The organism is Phreatobacter sp. (assembly GCF_016793595.1).
GTDB lineage: Bacteria > Pseudomonadota > Alphaproteobacteria > Rhizobiales > Phreatobacteraceae > Phreatobacter.
This window is the reverse complement of sequence record NZ_JAEULY010000015.1, coordinates 363,068-382,469: the sequence shown is the minus strand read 5'-3', so window position 1 is coordinate 382,469 and position 19,402 is coordinate 363,068. Positions and strand designations below refer to the sequence as shown.

Sequence of the window (19,402 nt, the reverse complement as noted above, 5' to 3'; positions counted from 1 at the left end):
GCCATGTTCAACATCCTGGTCAATGCCAGCCTGAAGCACCGGCTCTTCGTGCTCGCCGCGGCGCTCATCCTCATCGCCTACGGCTCCTTCGTGGTGCCGAGGCTGCCCGTCGACGTCTTCCCCGACCTCAACCGGCCGACCGTTGTGCTGATGACCGAGGCGGAGGGATTCGCGCCTCAGGAGGTCGAGCAGCTCATCACCTATCCGATCGAGACGGCGATGAACGGCATGCCCGGCGCCAATCGCGTCAGGTCGGTCTCGGGTGTCGGCCTGTCGATCGTCTATGTCGAGTTCGGCTGGAGCACCGACATCTATCGCGCGCGCCAGCAGGTGGCCGAGCGCCTGTCCCTCGTTCAGGCCCGCCTGCCCCGCAACGTCCAGCCCCAGATGGGCCCGATCTCCTCGATCATGGGCGAGATCATGCTGATCGCGCTGACATCGTCCAGCACGAGCCCGATGGACCTGCGCGAGATCGCCGATTTCGTGATCCGGCCGCAGCTGCTGACCCTGCCGGGCGTTTCCCAGATCATCCCGATCGGCGGTGAAGTGCGCCAGTACCGCATCACGCCGGACCCGGTGCAGATGACTCGGCTCTCGATCACGCCGCAGCAGATCGAACAGGCGGTTCAGCGTTTTGGCGCCAATACCGGTGGCGGCTTCGTCGACCAGCATTCCCGCGAGTACCTGATCCGCAATATCGGGCTGACCAACCGCCTCGACGACCTGCGCAACCTCGTCGTGACGGTGCAGGGCGGCGCGTCGATCCTGCTGCGTCAGGTGGCGAGGGTCGAGTTCGCCCCCCGTCCGAAGCGCGGCGACGCCGGCTATCAGGGCGCGCCGGCGGTCATTGTCGGCGTCCAGAAACAGCCGACGGCGGACACCGTGACGCTGACCCGGGAGGTCGAGGCCCGCCTTGCCGCGATTCAGCGCACATTGCCGGCAGGCGTGCGCGCCGACCAGATCCAGTTCCGGCAGGCGACGTTCATCGAGACCGCCATCCGCAACGTCCAGACCGTCCTTCTGGAGGCTGCGGCCGTCGTCGCGGTCATCCTGATCCTGTTCCTGCTCAATGTCCGGGCGACCTTCATCTCGCTCACCGCCATCCCCATCTCGATTCTCGCGACCGCCGTCGTCTTTCAGGCGTTCGGACTGTCGATCAACACGATGACGCTGGGCGGCCTCGCCATCGCCATCGGTGAACTGGTCGATGACGCGGTGGTCGATGTCGAGAACATCCTCCGGCGCCTCAAGGAGAACTCCGAGCGCGAGCATCCGCTGCCGGTCCTCGGCGTCATCGCCGCGGCCAGCCAGGAGGTGCGCTCTGGCATCGTCTACGCGACGATGATCGTGATCCTTGTGTTCATCCCGCTCTTCGCGCTGTCAGGCATCGAAGGCCGGCTCTTCGCGCCGCTGGGCGTCGCCTACATCGTCTCCATCCTGGCGAGCCTGATCATCTCGATCACCATCACCCCGGTCCTCTCCTACTATCTGCTGTCGCGCACCCGCATCCGCGAGCACAAGGACGCCTGGCTGGTGCGCAAGCTCAAGTCCGGCAACCGGCTGCTGCTGAACTGGGCCTTCGACCGGCCGAAGACCCTTTTCGCGGCGGTCATCGCGGGCGTCACGCTGGCCGGGCTCGGCGCCTTCCAGCTGCCGAGGCTGTTCCTGCCGCCCTTCAACGAGGGCACGCTGCTGATCAACCTCCAGTACAATCCCGGCATCTCGCTCGCCGAGTCGGACCGGCTCGGCGCCATTGCCGAGCGGCTGATCATGCAGGTCCCGGAGGCGCGCAGCGTCGGCCGCCGCACCGGCCGCGCCGAACTGGATGAGCATGCCGAGGGCGTGCACAATTCGGAGATCGACGTCGCCCTGGCCCGCTCGGCCCGGACCAAGGACGAGGTCTTCGCCGATATCCGGGCACGTCTGTCGGTCCTGCCGGTCGGCGTCGCCATCGGTCAGCCCATCGCCCATCGCCTCGATCACATGCTGTCCGGCGTGCGCGCGCAGCTGGCGGTGAAGATCTTCGGCGAGGACCTCGACGTCCTGCGGACGCTTGCCGCCAACCTGCAGTCCCGCCTCCAGTCGGTTCCGGGCCTCGTCGATCTCAACACCGAAAAGCAGGTGCTGATTCCGCAACTCAGGATCACCCCGGACTTCGAGCGCGCCGCGCTCTATGGCATCACGCCGGCGGCGATCACGGATGCGCTGGAGGGCCTGTCGAACGGCCGGGTCGTTTCCCAGATCGTCGAGGGCAATCGCCGCTTCGACGTGGTGGTGCGGCTGGCCGAGGACGAGCGCTCGACCACGAGCCTCGCCAACCTGCTCGTGCCGACGCCCAAGGGCTTCGTGCCGCTGCGCCTGATCGCCAGTGTCGAGGAGGGCGAAGGCCCGAACCAGATCCTGCGCGAGAACAGCCAGCGCCGCATTGTCGTCTCCGCCAACGGCGACGGCCAGCGTGACATGGCGGCCATCGTCGCCGACGTCCGTCGCGTGCTGGCCGAGACCGAATGGCCGCGCGGTTACGGCACCAGCCTGGAAGGCACCTTCCAGGCGCAGGAAGAGGCGACGCTCGTCATCGGCGGGCTGTCGCTGGTGTCGCTGGCGCTGGTGTTCATGGTGCTCTACTCGCGCTACCAGTCGGCCATCCTCACCGCGATCATCCTGACCAATATCCCGCTGGCCCTGATCGGCAGCGTCGCGGCCCTCTGGCTAGCCGGCCAGTCCTTCTCGGTCGCGTCGATGATCGGCTTCATCACGCTCGCCGGCATCAGCGCGCGCAACGGCATCCTCAAGATCAGCCACTACATCAACCTCGCGCTCTATGAGGGCGAGAGGTTCGGGCGTGATCTGGTGATCCGCGGCTCGCTCGAGCGGCTGTCGCCGGTTTTGATGACCGCGTTGTCGGCGGGTCTGGCGCTCATCCCGCTCCTCTACGGCGCGGGCGAGCCGGGGCGCGAGATTCTGCACCCCGTGGCCGTGACCATCTTCGGCGGGCTTGTCTCGGCGACGCTGCTCGACACGTTCCTGACGCCCGTTCTCTTCCTCAGGTTCGGCCGCAAGCCGCTTGAGGCCCTGCTCGCCCGGCGCGACGAGAAGTCGTTGTCCGGCGTGTCCGTAGCCGATGCCTACTGATCCCCAGCAAAGGAGACCAAGCCCATGAAGAAGATCATTCTCGCCATGGCCCTCGCCGTGACGGTCGCTGCCGGTTCTGCCGTCGCCCAGCGGGCCGGGCCCAATGGCGGCATGGTCGCCGGCAGCGCGGATCATCAGGTCGAGCTCGTCGTCGCGCCGACGGAAATCAGCGTCTATCTGCTGGATGACGGCAAGGTCACGCCGGTTCAGGGCGCCAGCGTCCGCGCGGTCGTCCAGGATGCCGGCCGCACCATCAATGTCGCGCTCGCCGCGAGCGGCCCGAACCGCCTGACCGGCCGGCTGGAGGCGCCGCTCGCCAAGGGCGCGCGGGTCGTCATTTCCGGCCGCGACGGCCACAATCATTCGGTCTCGGCCCGGTTCGTCGTGCCCTGAGGGACCGCGAGCCTTTCCCCGGCCTTTCCGTCGGGGTTCCGCTCGCTGCCTGCTGAATGACGCCGCGAAGGCAGGGCCGATCCGCAAAGCCGCGGAACGGCTCAGCGCCGCGTGACGTCGCCAAAGGCCGCGAACACTCCCCTTCCGCAAGACCCGACGGCTAGGCGGCCCTCAAGCCGAGAATGCGACGCGCCTCGACGGCGGTCGCAGGCCGACGCCCATACGAACCGCAGAGGTCCGCGAGCCGCTTGACCAGTTCCGCATTGCTCTTCGCCAGCCGCGTCTGGTCGAACCGGATATTGTCCTCAAGGCCGGTCCTGCAATGGCCACCCATCTCCAGCGCCCAGTGGTTGACCTCGAGCTGGTGGCGACCAAGCCCGGCCGCCGTCCAGGTCGCGGCGGGAAGGATGGTCTTCAGCTGGGCCACCTCGAATTCGAGGATCTCCCGGCGGGCGGGCAGCGCGTTCTTGATCCCCAGCACGAACTGCACATGGGGTGGTGACTTCAGCAGCCCTTCCCGCACGAGGTCCGCCGCGTTGTAGAGCATCGCCAGATCGAAAATCTCGCATTCCGGCTTGACGTCGTGGTCGAGCATGGTCTGCGCGAGACCCTTGATGAAATCGGGCGGGTTCTCGTTGACGAAGGTCGGAAAATTGACCGAGCCGGTCGCCAGCGACGCCATGTCGGGGCGAAGGTGAAGCATGCCGCCGCGCTCGCTGAGCTGGCGCCCGCGGGCGCCGGTGGAGAACTGGACGATCATGCCGGGGCAGTGCTTCTGGATGCCGGCCTGAACGGCAGCGAACCGCTCGGGATCGGAAGATGAGTTCTCCTGATCGTCCCGAACGTGGATATGGGCGAGCGAGGCCCCCGCCTCGAAGGCTTCATGGGTCGATTCGATCTGTTCGGCTACGGTGACCGGGACGGCCGGCGTATCCTTCTTTCGCGGCACGGAACCAGTCATCGCGACCGTGATGATGCAAGGTGTCATGGTTGTTTCCCCGAAGGCGTTTTTGATGAGCGGGCTTTCAGCCCCTGGGCGTGCCGAACCCGCCGCCGCCGCCTGTTTCGATCAGCACGACATCGCCCTTTCGCAGCACATGCTGGCCGGAGGGTTCGGTCGGCTTGCCGTTGAGCTCGAACCGGGCGGCAGCGCCAGGCTCGCCGCCTGCGAGACCCGCCGCCGGACGCCGGACGCGGTTGACCATGAACGAGGCGATGGCCGGGCTGTCGCCGCGCATCGCGAATTCGAAGCTGATGCCGTCGCCGCCCCTGCGGTGCCCGCGCCCGCCGGAGCCGCGGCGGATCGCGCGGCTGCGCACCTCGATGGGCGCCTGCGATTCGAGCACCTCGATCGGCGTGTTCGACAGGTTGCTCGGAAAGCTGATGGCCGACATGCCGTCCTGGTGCTGCCCGGCGCCCTGACCGGCGCCGATGAACGCATTCACCGCATAGCGCACATGGCCGCTGAGGCTTGCGAGCTGGACGTTGTTGGAGGGCGAGCCAGGCGACGCCTGGATGCGGTCCGGCAGCGCCTCGGCGAGAGCCCCGAAGATGGCCGGCGGCAGCAGGTGGCCGATCATGCCGCGTGCGCCGCAGGGCGCGGGCTTGGTCGGGTTGAGGATAGAACCCTCCGGCGCGGTGACCGAGATGGCCGCGAAACTGCCTTCGTTGTTCGGAATCCAGGGCGCCAGCAGCGCCTTCAGCGCATAGGCGCTGTAGGCGAAGGTGTAGTTCGCCACCGTGTTGATGGCGAGGCTGACCTGCGGGCTCGATCCCGTGTAGTCGACGGCGATCCGGTCGCCCGCGACAGTCACGGAACAAGCGATGCGGATGACGCCGCCGGGCATTTCGGAGGGGCCGTCATTCTCGATCACGTAGTCATAGACGCCGTCGGGGACCGCGACGATGGCGTCGCGCATCGCATTGCCGGTGCGCGAGATGATCTCGTCGGAAAAGGCATCGAAATCGATGGCGGTCTCGTCGATCAGGACATTGATCCGATCGGCCAGCGTGCCGCAGCAGGAAATCTGCGCCCAGATGTCGCCCATCGTCTCGTCCGGCACACGAACATTGGCGCGGATGAGCTGGATCAGCGCGGCCTCCGGCTTGCCGGCGGCGAGGATGCGCATGGGCGGGATCTGCAGGCCTTCCTCGAACAGTTCCCGGTTGGCGGCGTTGCGCAGGCGGCCGCCAATGTCGGGCAGGTGGCTGACGACGCCGGCAAAGCCGATGACCTCGCCATTCCGGAAAATCGGCGCGGCAAGGCTGGCATCATTGAGATGGCCAGTGCCGATCCACGGGTCGTTGGTGATGAAGGCGTCGCCCTCGCGCATGCTCTCGATGCCGAAGGTCTCGATGAAATGCCGGATCGTCACCGGCATGGTCGAGATGAACGACGGGATGCTCTGCGACGACTGGGCGATGTTGCGGCCCCGCCTGTCGGTCAGCACGACGGCATAGTCGTTCGCTTCGCGCACCAGCGTGGAAAAGGACGTGCGCACGAAGGTCGCCGCCGCCTCATCGACGGCGCTGACCAGCCGCGTCCAGAGGATTTCCAGCGTGATCGGATCGATCGCTTGCCTCGTGCCGCTCATCGCGCGTCCTCCAGATCGACTTGGATCGTGCCCGTCGGGAGCACGCGGATGCTGGCCGAATGCCCGATGACCAGCGTCGATTCCGGCTCGACGATCACCGCCGGCGCGGCCAGCGTCGCTCCCGGCGGCAGCCGGTAGCGGTCGTAGACGGGAACGGTCGCGTAGCGCTTCTCGCCGGGCAGGTAGATGCGTCGCATGCCCTTGGGCTCGCTGCTGAACTCCGCCTTCTCCGAGGCGGGGAAGGCGTAGCGCCGCTGCGCGCGGGGCGACTGGCCGGAGATGCGCCAGGTGACGATCTCGGGAACCCCGTCGGGCACGATGCGCGTGTAAAGCCGCTTGTACTCCGCCTCGAAGCCGGACAGGAGCCGTTCGGGGGCAAGAGCGGCAGCGACTGCCGTGCCGAAGTCGATCTCGATGCTGGCACCCTGGCCGCGATAGCGGATCTCGGCCGCCGTCCGCCAGACGATATCGTCCCTCGCGACATTGGCCTTGGCGAGGTCGCCCGCGATCTCGTCACGCGCCGCCTCTATCCGCCGCGACAGCGCCTCCCGGTCGAAGTTGCCGATCGGTTCGAGTCGCGACCAGGAGCGGTCAGCGCGCGCCGGCGCGGCGAGGAAGCCGAGGCAGGAGCCGACGCCGGAGGCGATCGGGCAGAGGACGCGCGGAATGCGCAGCCGGCGCGCCACGTCGATCGCATGGACCGGGCCAGCCCCGCCCGTCGAGACGAAAGTGAAGCTGCGGGCGTCGTGGCCGTGCTCGGCTATATGGGTCCGGGCCGCCGCCGCCATGTTCTCGTTGACGATGTCGTGGATGCCCCAGGCTGTTTCCTCGGCGGAGAGCCCGAGCCGTCCGCCGAGCGCGGCAAGCGCCTCCGTCGCCTTGACCGTGCTGAGCTTCATCGTGCCGCCGAGAAAATCGTCGGCGTCGAGGTAGCCGAGGACGAGATCGGCGTCGGTCACGGTCGGCTGGGTGCCGCCGAGCGCGTAGCAGGCGGGCCCCGGTTCCGAGCCGGCGCTGTCGGGGCCGACTTGCAGAAGGCCGAGGGCGCTGAGCCGCGCGATACTGCCGCCGCCCGCGCCGATCTCGATCAGGTCGATACTGGGGGAGACCGCCGGCAGGCCGCTGCCACGCTTGAAGCGCCTGACGCGAGCGAATTCAAAGACATTGGTTATGGCGGGAACACCACCGATGGAGACGCAGGACTTGGCGGTCGTGCCGCCCATGTCGAAGGCGAGGATGCGGTCGATGCCCTCGGCGCTGCCGCAGTTGATGGCGCTGAGGACGCCGCCCGCCGGGCCGGATTCGAGCAGACGGATCGGGAACCGGGCAGCGATCTCGGCTTCGGTGAAGCCGCCGTGGGACACCATGATGTCCAGCCGCCCGGCAACGCCGAGCTCCGCAAGGCGTTGGCCGAGCACGCGCATGTAGTGATCGACGATGGGCTGGACATAAGCGTTGGCGACGACCGTCGACATCCGCTCGTACTCGCCGACCTCGCTCGCCACTTCCGATGAGAGGGAGTAGCTGCGCTCCGGTGATATCCGCCGCAGGATGTCCACGGTCTGCCGCTCGTGCTCGCCGTTCACGCAGGCATGAAGGAAACAGACGGCGACCGCCGCGACATCCTCGTTCGCGAGCCGGCGGCCAAGCTCCTCGACATCGGCGCCGGCGACGGGCCGCCACACTTCGCCGGACGGGCCGGTCCGCTCGCCGATGGCGAAACGAAGGGCCGGCGGCACCAGCGGCTCGGGAAATGTCGCGGCGAGATCGTAGGTATCGTAACGCATCTCCCGGCGGATATCCAAGGTGTCTTCGATCCCTGCCGTGACGACAAGCGCGGTCCGCACGCCCTTGCGTTCGAGCAGCGTATTGGTGATCAGCGTGGTGCCGTGAACCACGCGTTCGACGCCATGCGCGCGCCCGCCGGCGGGGGGCGGCCTCTTGGCGAGCAGCATCTCGACGACACGGGCAATTCCCTCGCCGGGATCGCTGGGCGTGGTGAGGGATTTCGCCACCCAGATCGTATTGGCGGCCTCGTCAAGGAGAACGCCATCCGTGAACGTGCCGCCGACATCGACTGCAATCTGGTAGGCCAAGGATCACTCCTGAAACGAAGGGCGCGCCGACATCTCGGCGACGAGCCGAACCGCCTTGCGCAGATGAGCCAAGAGATCGCTCGTGAGCGGAATGCCGTCGCGCGCGCGGGCGGCGGCGGTCGTCTCCGACCGTGTTCCCGGAAGGCGCGGAGCAATACCGTCGGCGCCCGGCGGGCTTGCCTCGATGCGTGCGCCAAGGCGGGTCGCCGCCGACCGGGCCTCATCGAGCCCGGCGAACCGGCGAGGATCAAGAGCTATGAAAAGATGGCTGACCCCAGCCGCGGCGGGAGCCGGATCGTGAGGGTTGAGCACCTCGTAGCCGGGGCGCCCGCCCGACAAGGCGGTGCAGAGCAGCTCGACCATCAATGTCAATGCATAGCCTTTCGGCCCGCCGAGCGGCTGCACGGTTCCGGCGAGCGCGGCCTCGGCATCGGTGGTCGGCCTGCCGGCTGCATCGAGCGCCCAGTCGGCGGGAATGACCTGCTTCCTGAGCGCGGCCTGACGCAAGCGGCCGCGCGCCACCGCGCTGGTCGCCATATCGATGATCAGCGGCTGACGTCCCGCGCGAGGAAAGGCGGCAGCGAGCGGATTGGTGCCGAGAATAGGCTCCCGGCCGCCAGCCGGCGCCATGGTCGGGGCGGCATTGGAGAAGGCCAGCGCGATGAAGCCGCTCCCCGCCGCGCGGCCGACCAGCGGCGCCGCCGCGCCGAAATGATTGCTGTCGCGAACGGCACAGGCGCCCATGCCGATAGCATCGGCCCGCCGGCAGGCCTCGTCGATGGCGGCCAGCCCGACCAGAACGCCGAGGCCGTTGCGTCCGTCCACGACCGCAGTCGCGGCGCCCGTGTCGAGAATGGCAGGAACGGCTTTCGGGTCCATTGCGCCGTTGCCGATCCGCTGGAGGTAGATCGGCAGGTGCGCCAGCCCGTGGCTGTTGATGCCGCGCGCCTGGCATTCGACCAGCAGCGCGGCCGCCTGCGCGGCGCCGGGCATGGGAACGCCCGCGGCGGCGAGAATGTCCGCCGTCCGGTTGGTGAGTTCGGAGCGGCCGATCCGGCCGCCCTCCTCGAGCGTCTCAGCCCAGTCGGGCAGGGGGTGCATCATCAGCCCTTGTAGACGGAGGTGAGCCAGCCCGCGGGCGACGGCCTCGTGCCAGTGACCGTTTCGAAATAGGCCTGCTGCAACTGGGCCGTCAGCGGGCCGCGCGCGCCGGCACCGATGGCAATGCCGTCGATGTCCACCACGGGAACGAGCTCGGCGGCCGAGCCGACCATGAACACCTCGTCGGCGGCGTAGAGTTCGGTGCGGTCGACCGCCCGCTCGGAGACGGCAATGCCGCCCTCGCGAGCGAGCCTGATGACAGTATCGCGGGTCAGGCTTTCCAGGATGCCGCTCGCCATGTCGGGCGTGACCAGCTCACCCCTGCGCACGAAGAAGATGCAGGTTCCCGGTCCTTCCGCGACCTTGCCCTGCGTGTTGAGCAGGATCGCCTCGTCGTAGCCGTCCACGATCGCCTGATAGCGCGCGAGGCGGCCGTTGACATAGTTGCCGCCGCACTTGATGCGGGGCGGCATGACATTGTCGGCCATGCGCATCCACGAGCTGATCTGGCAGCGGATGCCCGCGTCGATCTTGCTCGTGCGCGGCTTTTCGAGCGCCGATATCGCGTAACTCACCGGTCCCTTGGCCTGCTGCTCGCCCTTGCCGTCGAGATAGGCGGTCGTGCGGATATGGGCGGCCGCCCTGACGTCATTGCGGCGCAGGAGATCGAGCGTCATCCGGTTGATCTCCGCGCCGTCGAAGCCGTGCTGGAAGCGCAGCAGCTTCATCGATTGCAGCAGCCTGTCGGTATGGTCCTGAAGGCGGAAGACATAGAGGTCCTGATCCGCGGCGCTCCAGTAGGCCCTGAGGCCCTCGAACACGGACAGGCCATACTTGAGCGCGGGCGACATCACATGGACCACCGCCTCCTCATAGGGGATGAGGTTGCCGTTCAAGACGATGAACTGGGGCGCTGACTTGGACACGGTATTTCGATGCTCCCGGAGGGATGTCGTGGATGGTGAGGTCAGCCGGCGCCGGCCAGCCTGAAGCGCGCGAGGGCAAGCTCGCCCTCGTGCTCGATGCAGAGGCTGACGCGGGCGCCGATGCGCAGCTTCGCGCCGGCATCGCTGTCGATGACATTGGTGAGAATGCGCGGTCCCTCGTCGAGCGCGACGCAGGTGACGTCGTAGGGCAGGCGATCCTTGAAGGCCGCGTCATAGGCCGTGTGGTAGACGACCCAGCTCACCACGGCGCCCCGGCCGGCGGATTCCTGCCATTCCGGCTCCACCGCCAGGCATTGCGGACAGGCTTCGCGCGCCGGCAGCCACGCATGCCCGCAGGCGCGGCAGCGCTGGAACATCAGGCGGCCCTGCTTCAGGCCGTTCCAGTGCGGCGCGTTCAGCGGGGTCACGTCGGGCAGCGGAAAGCTCATGCCGCTCTCCCGAGGATCAGCGTCGCATGCGTATGCATGGTACCGCCCTGATTGCTGACGATGCAGGCGCCGCCGCCCCTGATCTGTAGGTTGGCGTCGCCGCGCATCTGCCGAACGCCCTCGATGACGAGCTGGAGCCCGGGCGTGCCGCTTTCGGACAGAAGGCCGCCGCTCGTATTCAGTGGCAGCCGACCGTCGAGCGCGATGCCGCCGTCGGCGGCGAAGCGGGCGGCTTCGCCGGGCCTGCAGAAGCCGTAATCCTCCAGCGTGATCAGCGGCGTCACCGTGAAGCAGTCGTAGAGCTGGGCGACTGCGATATCGCGGCGGTCGAGGCCCGCCATCCTCAGCGCGGTCTCGCCGGAAAGGCTGGAGATCGTGCGGGTCATGTTCTCGCGCAGATGGACGTCCCAGGATTCCTGCGCCTGGCCGAATCCGAGAATGGGAACCGCCCCGGCGATCCGCAGTTCCGCCGCTCGCTTCGCGGACATCACGATGACCGCCGCCGCGCCGTCGGACAGCAGGCAGCAATCGTCGCGCCGCAGCGGCTCGACCACGAAGGGCGAGGCCATGTACTCGTCGAGGCTGATCGCCTTCTGAAGATGGGCGTTGGGGTTGCGCGCGCCGTGGTCGCGGCAGGTGACCGCGACGGCGCCGAAATGCTCGTCGGGAATGGCATGTTGCTGCCGGTAGCGCTGATGAAGCAGCGCATATCCGGCGGCGGTCGAATACCAGCCATAGACCGCATCGTCGCCGCGCGCGCGGCCATAGACCTTGCGGCTGCCGGTGCGCGGCGTGTCGCCGTAGCAGATGATGGCGACCTCCATGAGGCCCGCTTCGATCGCCATCGCCGCATAGCTGATCAGGGCGATATTGGCGGCACCGCCCTGGTCGAGCGAACAGCCGACCTTCGGCCGCATGCCCAGCGCTTCCGCGACCTTCTGCCCGTAGAGGATGGAGGGTTCGGCATTGGCCATCTTGACCAGCACGCCGTCGACCATGTCCTTGGCGATGCCGGCGTCGGCGATAGCGTTGCGGCTTGCCTCGACGATGAGGGAGATACGATCCCTACCCTCGTGCTTGCCATAGGCGGTGTGGCCGACGCCCGCGATGACCGCCCGGCCGCGCATCAGACCACTCCCTCGGCGCGGAGCGCCGCGAGTTCGGCGGCGGGGATGCCGAGCATCTCGCCGTAGACGGCCGCGTTGTCTGCCGCATAGGCCGGGCTGACCCGGTAGTCGGGCCGCGCCGCGTCGCCGTAATTGATGGGGCTGCGGCAGACGGTAATCCGGCCGTACTGGGGATGATCGACCTCCAGCAGCATGCCGCGCTCATGCATGTGCGGATCGGCGATCACCTCCGGCAGATCGCGGACCGGCGCAGACGGCACGCGGAAGGCGGCGAGCCGTGTGAACAGTTCGTCGCGCGATTGCGACGATGTCCATTTCGCGATCAGGCCGTCGATCTCGTCCATGTGGGCGACGCGGTCGCGCATGGTCGCCATCCGCGCATCGCCCTTCAGATCGGGGCGCGCCATGGCATCGACCAGACACAGCCAGTGCTTGTCGCTGTTGCAGATGATCGCGACGAAGCCGTCGCTGGCCGGATAGACGTTGTAGGGGCAGAGCGACAGGCCGCCATGCCGGTTGCCCGTGCGTATGGGAATGTCGTCACGCTCGCCGTAGGTCATGCCGATGCTGGAGGCGAGCGACGGATAGACGGCCTCCAGCATGGCGACCTCGATCCGGCAGCCCCTGCCGCTCCGCTCGCGCGCGAAGAGCGCGGTCGTGATGGCGCCGTAGAGATGGACACCGCCGAAGAAATCGCAGAGGGCGGCTCCTGATTTGACTGGCGCGTTCTCGGAGAAGCCGGTGATGCTCATCACGCCCGACATGGCCTGCACGGTGAGATCCATGGCCGGGTAGTCGCGATAGGGGCCCTCGCTGCCATAGCCGCTGCCGGACGCGTAGATGATGCGTGGATTGATCGCTCGGAGCGCCTCGTAGCCGAGCCCCAGCCGGTCCATGACGCCTGGGGCGAAGTTCTCGGCCACCACGTCGGCCTGGCGGACGAGATCCAGCAGCATGTCGCGGCCGCGCGGCGTCTTCAGGTTGAGGGAGATGGAGCGCTTGTTGGCGTTGAGCATGGCGAAGGGCACGCCGGCGCCGCTGCGCGCATCGCGTCGACGCAGGAACTCGCCGCCGGGCGGCTCGACTTTGATCACCTCGGCGCCGGCCATGGCCATCAGGAAGGTGGCGTATGGGCCGTTATAGATCTGCGTGAGGTCGAGCACGCGCAGGCCCGCGAGCGGGAGGGGCTGGCCTGCATTCTCGGAAGCTCCATCCGCCATGTCCTCACCGCCCCTTGAATATGGGTTGGCGCTTCTCGGCGAAGGCGGCCTTGGCGGCCTTGGTATCCTCGGAGTGATGCAGGATGCGGTTGACGAGCTGCTCCATGCGCAGCCCGGTCGGCAGGTCCATGTCGCGCGAGCGAATGGCCAGCTCCTTCGCCGCCTGCAAGGCAAGGGGGGCGTTGGCGGCGATCCGGCGCGCATAGTCGAGCGCGGCCTCCATCAGTGCGTCCGGCTTGACGATCCGGTTGATCAGGCCCCAGCGAAGGGCGGTTTCGGCGTCGATCGACTCGCCCGTCAGGAGCATTTCCATCGCGACGGCGTAGGGAAGCTGCTGCATGATCCGCTGCGTGCCGCCATTGGCAGCGATGATCCCGCGCTTCACCTCGGAGACGCTGAAGACGGCGCCTTCGACCGCCACGCGAATGTCGGTGGCAAGCAGCAATGTCATGCCGCCGCCGACGCAGGCGCCGTTCACCGCAGCGATGATCGGCTTCCAGATTTCGAGGCCCCGGTTCAGCAACTGGCCCTTCTGGGTCAGCCAGAGTTCCGAAAGTTCGACATCCCGTCCCACGAAGGACTTGATGTCGGCGCCGGCGCAGAACGATTTGTCGCCCGCGCCGGTGATCACCGCGACGCGGATGGCGTCATCGTCGCGCACCCGCTGCCACGCCCTGGAAAGAGCATCGTAGTGCTCGGCATCGAGGGCGTTTCGCCGCTCCGGGCGGTTGATGGTGATGACGGCGACGCCGTCTTCTGTCGAGAAGTCGATGGCCATGGCCGCCTCACCTGCCCTCGTTGATGAGGTGGCGCGCCACCACCATGCGCTGGACCTCCGAGGGGCCCTCGCCAATGCGCTTGATGCGCAGTTCGCGATACCAGCGCTCGATCGGCAGTTCCCTGGCGACGCCGAGGGCGCCGAAAATCTGCACGCAGCGGTCTATGACGCGGCCCGCCGCTTCCGTCGCCATCACCTTGGCGATCGAGGCTTCGATCTTGATGTCGTGGCCGAGGTCCGCCCGCCATGCCGCCTGGTAGGTCAGCAGGCGCGATGCGCGCAGTTCCATCTCCGAGTCGGCAATCATCCACTGGATCGCCTGCTTGTCGGCCAGCGCTGACTTGAAGGACTTTCGCTGCCGCGCCCAGGCGGTCGCCATGCCGAGCGCTTCCTGCGCGATGCCGATCACGGCCGCCGCGTAGGGAACGCGGGCATGGACCAGCCATTTCTGGCAAACCGCGAAGCCTTCGCCCTCCGCGCCAAGACGATTTTCGGCCGGCACCCGCACGTTCTCGAAATGCACCTCGAAGGGCGAGTAGGACCGGATCACCGGTATCTCGCGGACACTGATGCCGGGCATGTGACGGTCGACAATGAAGCAGCTAATGCCGCCCCGGTCGCCGGCATCGCCCGTTCGGGCAAAAACGAGGCCCCAGTCGGCCTTGTCCGCCGCCGTGATCCACATCTTGGTGCCATTGATGACGTAGTGGTCGCCGACGCGCTCCGCGCGCGTCTTGATCGAGCGCGCGGGATCGGCGCCGCCATCCGCCTCGGAAATGGCGACAAAGGATTTCTTGCCCTTCTGGATGCCGGCGACGCCGTACCGCTTGATCTGGTCGTCGTTGCCGAGCCAGATGACGCTCGGCGGGTCGATGCCGAAGGCGCCGCAGGCGGGCACATAGGCGCCCATCCTGCACTTGGCGGCCTCCTCGGCGACCAGGACCTGAGCCAGCAGCCCGAGGCCGCCGCCGCCATGGGCCACCGGAGAGGACAGGCACCACAGGCCGAGGTCCCTGGCCTTGGCTTGAAGACCGGCGAGATCGGCTTCCGGTAGCTCGAAGCAGTCGTGAGGCTGGCGATCCTCGATCGGCCTCACCTCGTTGCGCATGAACTGCGCCACCGTTTCCCGCAGCAGCTCAAGCTCATCCGGCAGTTCCCAGGCGCCGGAGGGCAGTGAAAACGTCTCGGGCGTCATCCAGGTCCCTCGCCGGCGCGATGCATGTCCAGATGGGCCGCATCGGCGCAATCTGGTACTTTGGATCAAAATACAATACAACGTATTTGAGTATGTCGGTCGTGATGTTGTCAAGGGTCATTCGGGGCAGGCGAAGAGAGGCGGGGCATTGCGCTGCCATGCGATCCGAAGCGTCGTTTGCATGGGATGCGGGCAGAAACAGCGAAACAGATGGGCTTGCGAGCCGCGACAAGTCAATGTATCGTATAATGATACGAGAAATATCAAAGAATGGACGCAGCATGATCATGCGGGGCCGTGCAAGCCAGACGATCGTGCTCGCCTTGAAGCGACGATCTACGAATGCCCTTGCCAGTCGAGCCCGGGGCGCGGAGGGCACGCGGCCCGGACGACCATATCGTATTGCAATGCAATGCGTCGATTGACGCCAAGGATGTTCTCACCTACCGCTCGACGGAGTTCGGGCGTCCTCCCCGCAGCCACTTCTGGAACGAGACAATCCACGACCGATGAGCACGACCCTTCGCAAGAGCCTCCGGATCCTGGAATCCCTCGCGCTGTCCGACACGCCGCGCGGGATTTCGGAGCTGGCGCGCACGATCAAGCTCAACAAGAGCGCGGTTCAGCGCATTTTCCAGACCCTGCTCGAAGAGGGCTATATCGAGAAGACCGCCGACTCCAGCCGCTACAAGCCGACGCTTCGGATCTGGGAGCTGGGGTCGCGCGTCATCGCCCAGAACGAGGCCCGCCGACTGGTCCATCCGATCCTGCGCTACGCTGCCAAGAACTCCGAGCTGACGGCCTATTTCGCCTGGGCGGATTTTCCCGACATCATCTATCTCGACAAGATCGACGGCGAGAAGGGGCGTGCCAATTCCTCCGATCCCGGCCAGCGCATTCCCATGCATATCGCCGCCTCCGGGCGGGCGATCCTGGCCTTTCTCGACGAAGCCTCGATCGATGAGATCGCGGGAAAGCTGACCGCCGATGCCTCCGGCACCGGCGACGTGGCCGGCGACCTGCGCAAGGAGGTCAAGCTCATCCGCCAGCGCCTCTACGCCTGCTCGGAGCGAGGCTCCAAGGCTCGGATCAGCAGCGTGGCCGCCCCTGTCTGGGGAAGCGGGCCGACGCCGGTCGGCTCGATTGTTCTGACCAGCGATTCGGTCACTCTGCCCCACGCGGATTTCGACCGCGTCGGCGCGTTGGCCATCTCGGTCGCCGAGCAGGCGACGCGCGTTCTGGGCGGCAGCTACCCGGCAACCGCCGGCGACGCGCCGTAGCCGCGACCCTACCTGACGCCGCGCGCGGAGCCGCCGTCGACCAGGATGCTCTGCCCCGTCACGCCGCCGGCCACATCCGAGATCAGGAAGGAGACGGTTTCGGCAAGCTCGGTCAGCTTCACGGCGCGGCCGAGCGGCAATTGCTGCAAGGCCTGCTCGGGCACCGGCCAGTTCTCGATCAAGCCCGGCAGCACGCAGTTGAAGCGGATGCCGGCGCGACCGTAGCGATCCGCATAGAGCTTGGCGAAGGCATGGAGCGCCAGCCGCAGGGCACTGGTGGGATAGGTAGGCTTCGGTTCGACGGCGATCTTGGAGGAGATGGCGACGATGGCGCCGCTGCCCTGCTTCATCATGATCGGCGTGATCAGCCGCGCCAGCCGGATGACGTTCATCACGTACATGTCCAGGGCGGCATGCCAGTCGACATCGTCGATATCGAGAAGGTGGCCGGCGGAATCGGGGCCATAGGCCGGGCCGGCCTTTACCTCGGACAATCCCGGCCCGTGCCCGGTATTGGCGACGAGGGCGTCGATGCGGCCTGTTCTGTCCATCGCGAGTTGCACCAGCGCGGCAAGATCGGCTGGTTCCGTCACTGAGCCGCGCATCGCATAGCCGCCAAGCTCGGCGGCCAGTGTCTCGCAGTCGGCCGATGTCGACATCAGCACCACCCGCCAGCCCTTGGCGGCGAGCGTACGCGCGCAGGCAGCCCCAATGCCGCGGCTGGCGGCAGTCACGATGACGGTCTTCTGGTCAGACATGGAAACCTCTCGAGGTTTGGCCGGAATGTCACCGGGCATTGGAACCGACCCGCATTTTCCGCTCGAGATAGGCGCCGTAGCGCGACAGCGAGAAGGACAGCGTGAAGTAGATCAACGAAACGAAGATGTAGACCTCGATGTAATATTGCTGCCACTGGCTGCTCTGGAGCGCCGCATTGCCGGAAGCGGTCAGCTCGAACATGCCGATGATGATCAGCACCGAGGTTTCCTTGAGCGTAATGACCATGTGGTTGATCGTGGCCGGCAACGCGGCGCGCAGCGCCTGGGGCATGACGATCAGCAGGCGACAGCGCCAGTATCCAAGGCCAAGGGCGGCAGCGGCGTCATACTGCCCGGGCGTTACCGTCTGGATGCCACCCGTGACGATCATCGCGTAGTAGCAGGAGAAGAAGAAGGCGAAGGCGAGGATGACCCGATAGAGCGTGTCGGGCGTCAGCCAGCCCGGAAGAATGAAGGGTGCGAACAGCGCGGCGCAGAACACCACCGCGAGAATCGGAATCGACCGGACAAAATCGACCACCATGGTGATGACGAAACGGATGGCCGGCAGGTCCGACTGGCGTCCGAGCGCCAGAACGATGCCCAGCGGCACGCCGATGATCACCGTGGACAGATAGACATAGAGGGTGAGCGCCAGCCCGCCCCACTTGTCCGTCGTTACCAGAGGCAGGCCGAGAACGCCGCCGCGCATCAGCAGCACGAAAATGCCTGCCCCGCAAAGCCAGATGGCGACCAGCCGCCGCAGGCTCCAGAACCGGGGCATGCAACTCAGCAGCACCATCGACAGGGCGACGAGGCAGGCAAGGGCCGAGCGCCAGTGCTCGTCATAGGGGTAAAGCCCGAAGAGGATCAGCCGGTAGCGTGCCTGGATGACCGCCCAGCAGGCTCCGCTGACGGTCGCGCACTGGCCCTCGCGCGTTTCCTTCCAGAGGCTGTCGATGAAGGCCCAGCGAATGACCGAGCCGAGAAGGAACGCCGCGACGGCGAACAGAACCAGGGTGATCAGCGTATTGGTCCTGGTGCCGAAGAGCTGGGAACGCAGCGTCGGTCGGGCCACGTTCGGCGCGGTCATGGGGGCCGGCACCGGGGCGGTCATGGATTGACCGATCCCGGCTTGGCCCTGTTCCACCGGAGCCAAGCCGTCAGGGGCTGCCGCGGGCCCGAGCGCGGCGAGGGTTCATTGCGCTTCAGGGCGATGCGCTGGTTCAGGCGCTGCATCACGGTGGCCAGGACATAGTTGATCAGGAGATAGGAGCCCATCATCACGACGAGCATCTCGATGGTCTGGCCGGCATGATTGATGCTGCTGGATGTGACGGAGAACAGGTCGGCGAAGCCGATCGCAGCCCCCAGCGACGTGACCTTCATGGTGATGAGATACTGGTTGCTCAGGGGCGGCAGAGCGCTGCGCATGGCGAGCGGAAAGCGGATGCGCCAGTTGATGGTCCGCTCCCTCAGGCCCAGCGCGCGGCCGGCCTCGATCTGCCCGGCTTCCACGGAGAGCAGGCCGCCGCGCACGATCTCGGCGATGTAGCTCGCCGAGTAGAGCGTGATCGCGACGAGCAGGACAAGGAATTCGACCGGCATCCGGTGGCCGCCGCGGAAGCTGAACCCCTGCAGCACCGGCAGCTGCCACTGGACCGCCCCTCCCGGCCAGCCCAGGACGACTGCGCTTGCCGCCAGGCTCGCGAGGAGAGGGTAGATGGACCTGCCCTTGATCGCCATATAGGCGGTGGCGCCGACCAAAACAGCGAGGCCCGCCAGCAGCAGTCCCGCGCCGGGGTCGATCCGGAGGGCGGGGAAATACAAGCCCCGGCTGCTCAGGAAGAAGCCGCCGCCGAAGGCCAGCGCCTGACGCTCCGTCGGCGCGTGCTTGAAGATCTCGTACCAGAAATAGATCTGCATGATGACCGGCACATTCCGCAGAACGTCGACATAGACGGTGCTGAAGGCTCGCACCGCCGCGTTCGACGACAGGCGGAACAGCCCGATGCAGCAGCCGAGTATGGTCGCCAGGACGATGCACAGCAGGCCAAGCACCAGCGTGTTGAGCACGCCCATGGCGATCGTCCACCAGTAGGGGTCGCCCAGGTCCTGGCTCAGGATGGAGGTCGAGAGCCTCCATCCGGTGTTGCGCCAGAGAAAATCCCAGCCATAGGCCATGCCTTGGCGGACCAGATTGCTGTGCACGTTGCTGATCGTGGTCGCCAGCGCCAGCAGGACCGCGCCGAGGAACAGGCCTTGAACGACGTATCGGCGCAGCTGCCGATGGAACCAGAGACCGCGCGCCACAAGCCAGAGGGAACGTTCCGGGCCGATGGCGCGCATGCTC

The 19,402-nt window shown here is 66.9% G+C and carries 16 protein-coding genes; 3 read left to right on the top strand and 13 right to left on the bottom strand.

The window, feature by feature from the left end:
• The first annotated feature begins 3 nt into the window (after positions 1-3).
• Entirely contained in the window at positions 4-3,132 is a 3,129-nt protein-coding gene (locus JNK84_RS16810; protein ID WP_293425827.1) for an efflux RND transporter permease subunit, read from the top strand.
• A 24-nt stretch (positions 3,133-3,156) separates the two neighbouring features.
• Positions 3,157-3,525 (top strand): hypothetical protein, encoded by a 369-nt coding sequence (locus JNK84_RS16805; protein WP_293425826.1) that lies wholly within the window; start codon positions 3,157-3,159, stop codon positions 3,523-3,525.
• Positions 3,526-3,685: 160 nt separating this feature from the next.
• On the opposite strand, the gene JNK84_RS16800 is transcribed toward JNK84_RS16805, so the two are convergent.
• The 10 genes from JNK84_RS16800 to JNK84_RS16755 are packed head-to-tail and all read right to left on the bottom strand — an operon-like array spanning position 3,686 to position 15,011.
• Positions 3,686-4,513 (bottom strand): 3-keto-5-aminohexanoate cleavage protein, encoded by an 828-nt coding sequence (locus JNK84_RS16800; protein WP_293425825.1) that lies wholly within the window; start codon positions 4,511-4,513, stop codon positions 3,686-3,688.
• A 37-nt stretch (positions 4,514-4,550) separates the two neighbouring features.
• Complete coding sequence (locus JNK84_RS16795; RefSeq protein WP_293425824.1) at positions 4,551-6,119, bottom strand: hydantoinase B/oxoprolinase family protein; 1,569 nt, start codon at positions 6,117-6,119, stop codon at positions 4,551-4,553.
• Positions 6,116-8,215 carry a hydantoinase/oxoprolinase family protein gene (locus tag JNK84_RS16790; protein ID WP_293425823.1) on the bottom strand — a complete coding sequence of 700 codons (2,100 nt, stop codon included), beginning with the start codon at positions 8,213-8,215 and terminating at the stop codon, positions 6,116-6,118. The genes JNK84_RS16795 and JNK84_RS16790 overlap by 4 nt, the downstream gene beginning before the upstream one ends.
• A 3-nt stretch (positions 8,216-8,218) precedes the next feature.
• Positions 8,219-9,319 carry an Ldh family oxidoreductase gene (locus JNK84_RS16785; protein WP_293425822.1) on the bottom strand — a complete coding sequence of 367 codons (1,101 nt, stop codon included), beginning with the start codon at positions 9,317-9,319 and terminating at the stop codon, positions 8,219-8,221.
• Entirely contained in the window at positions 9,319-10,242 is a 924-nt protein-coding gene (locus JNK84_RS16780; RefSeq protein WP_293425821.1) for a branched-chain amino acid transaminase, read from the bottom strand. Before JNK84_RS16780 ends, JNK84_RS16785 begins: the two co-directional genes overlap by 1 nt.
• Positions 10,243-10,283: 41 nt before the next feature.
• Entirely contained in the window at positions 10,284-10,691 is a 408-nt protein-coding gene (locus JNK84_RS16775; RefSeq protein WP_293425820.1) for a Zn-ribbon domain-containing OB-fold protein, read from the bottom strand.
• Positions 10,688-11,818 carry a thiolase family protein gene (locus tag JNK84_RS16770; RefSeq protein ID WP_293425819.1) on the bottom strand — a complete coding sequence of 377 codons (1,131 nt, stop codon included), beginning with the start codon at positions 11,816-11,818 and terminating at the stop codon, positions 10,688-10,690. The genes JNK84_RS16775 and JNK84_RS16770 overlap by 4 nt, the downstream gene beginning before the upstream one ends.
• Positions 11,818-13,038: a CaiB/BaiF CoA transferase family protein gene (locus JNK84_RS16765; protein WP_293425818.1), complete on the bottom strand. Its 1,221-nt coding sequence runs from the start codon at positions 13,036-13,038 to the stop codon at positions 11,818-11,820. Before JNK84_RS16765 ends, JNK84_RS16770 begins: the two co-directional genes overlap by 1 nt.
• Before the next feature lie 4 nt (positions 13,039-13,042).
• Positions 13,043-13,816: an enoyl-CoA hydratase/isomerase family protein gene (locus tag JNK84_RS16760; protein ID WP_293425817.1), complete on the bottom strand. Its 774-nt coding sequence runs from the start codon at positions 13,814-13,816 to the stop codon at positions 13,043-13,045.
• 7 nt (positions 13,817-13,823) lie between these two features.
• Positions 13,824-15,011 (bottom strand): acyl-CoA dehydrogenase family protein, encoded by a 1,188-nt coding sequence (locus JNK84_RS16755; RefSeq protein ID WP_293425816.1) that lies wholly within the window; start codon positions 15,009-15,011, stop codon positions 13,824-13,826.
• 509 nt (positions 15,012-15,520) lie between these two features.
• Here JNK84_RS16755 and JNK84_RS16750 point away from each other — a divergent pair.
• Entirely contained in the window at positions 15,521-16,291 is a 771-nt protein-coding gene (locus tag JNK84_RS16750) for an IclR family transcriptional regulator (protein WP_293425815.1), read from the top strand.
• A gap of 8 nt (positions 16,292-16,299) precedes the next feature.
• On the opposite strand, the gene JNK84_RS16745 is transcribed toward JNK84_RS16750, so the two are convergent.
• From JNK84_RS16745 to JNK84_RS16735, 3 genes are read right to left on the bottom strand one after another with little or no spacing between them, the layout of a single operon-like run.
• Positions 16,300-17,049 (bottom strand): SDR family oxidoreductase, encoded by a 750-nt coding sequence (locus tag JNK84_RS16745; protein WP_293425814.1) that lies wholly within the window; start codon positions 17,047-17,049, stop codon positions 16,300-16,302.
• 28 nt (positions 17,050-17,077) lie between these two features.
• Positions 17,078-18,166 (bottom strand): amino acid ABC transporter permease, encoded by a 1,089-nt coding sequence (locus JNK84_RS16740; RefSeq protein ID WP_293425813.1) that lies wholly within the window; start codon positions 18,164-18,166, stop codon positions 17,078-17,080.
• Positions 18,163-19,398: an ABC transporter permease subunit gene (locus JNK84_RS16735; protein WP_293425812.1), complete on the bottom strand. Its 1,236-nt coding sequence runs from the start codon at positions 19,396-19,398 to the stop codon at positions 18,163-18,165. Before JNK84_RS16735 ends, JNK84_RS16740 begins: the two co-directional genes overlap by 4 nt.
• Positions 19,399-19,402: the final 4 nt, after the last annotated feature.

What these genes read in the sequence shown, in the direction of transcription:
- JNK84_RS16810 (WP_293425827.1), top strand. Translation starts at nt 4, where the DNA reads ATGTTCAACATCCTGGTCAATGCCAGCCTGAAGCACCGGCTCTTCGTG.
- JNK84_RS16805 (WP_293425826.1), top strand. Translation starts at nt 3,157, where the DNA reads ATGAAGAAGATCATTCTCGCCATGGCCCTCGCCGTGACGGTCGCTGCC.
- JNK84_RS16800 (WP_293425825.1), bottom strand. Translation starts at nt 4,513, where the DNA reads ATGACACCTTGCATCATCACGGTCGCGATGACTGGTTCCGTGCCGCGA.
- JNK84_RS16795 (WP_293425824.1), bottom strand. Translation starts at nt 6,119, where the DNA reads ATGAGCGGCACGAGGCAAGCGATCGATCCGATCACGCTGGAAATCCTC.
- JNK84_RS16785 (WP_293425822.1), bottom strand. Translation starts at nt 9,319, where the DNA reads ATGATGCACCCCCTGCCCGACTGGGCTGAGACGCTCGAGGAGGGCGGC.
- JNK84_RS16775 (WP_293425820.1), bottom strand. Translation starts at nt 10,691, where the DNA reads ATGAGCTTTCCGCTGCCCGACGTGACCCCGCTGAACGCGCCGCACTGG.
- JNK84_RS16770 (WP_293425819.1), bottom strand. Translation starts at nt 11,818, where the DNA reads ATGCGCGGCCGGGCGGTCATCGCGGGCGTCGGCCACACCGCCTATGGC.
- JNK84_RS16765 (WP_293425818.1), bottom strand. Translation starts at nt 13,038, where the DNA reads ATGGCGGATGGAGCTTCCGAGAATGCAGGCCAGCCCCTCCCGCTCGCG.
- JNK84_RS16760 (WP_293425817.1), bottom strand. Translation starts at nt 13,816, where the DNA reads ATGGCCATCGACTTCTCGACAGAAGACGGCGTCGCCGTCATCACCATC.
- JNK84_RS16755 (WP_293425816.1), bottom strand. Translation starts at nt 15,011, where the DNA reads ATGACGCCCGAGACGTTTTCACTGCCCTCCGGCGCCTGGGAACTGCCG.
- JNK84_RS16750 (WP_293425815.1), top strand. Translation starts at nt 15,521, where the DNA reads ATGAGCACGACCCTTCGCAAGAGCCTCCGGATCCTGGAATCCCTCGCG.
- JNK84_RS16745 (WP_293425814.1), bottom strand. Translation starts at nt 17,049, where the DNA reads ATGTCTGACCAGAAGACCGTCATCGTGACTGCCGCCAGCCGCGGCATT.
- JNK84_RS16740 (WP_293425813.1), bottom strand. Translation starts at nt 18,166, where the DNA reads ATGACCGCCCCGGTGCCGGCCCCCATGACCGCGCCGAACGTGGCCCGA.
- JNK84_RS16735 (WP_293425812.1), bottom strand. Translation starts at nt 19,398, where the DNA reads ATGCGCGCCATCGGCCCGGAACGTTCCCTCTGGCTTGTGGCGCGCGGT.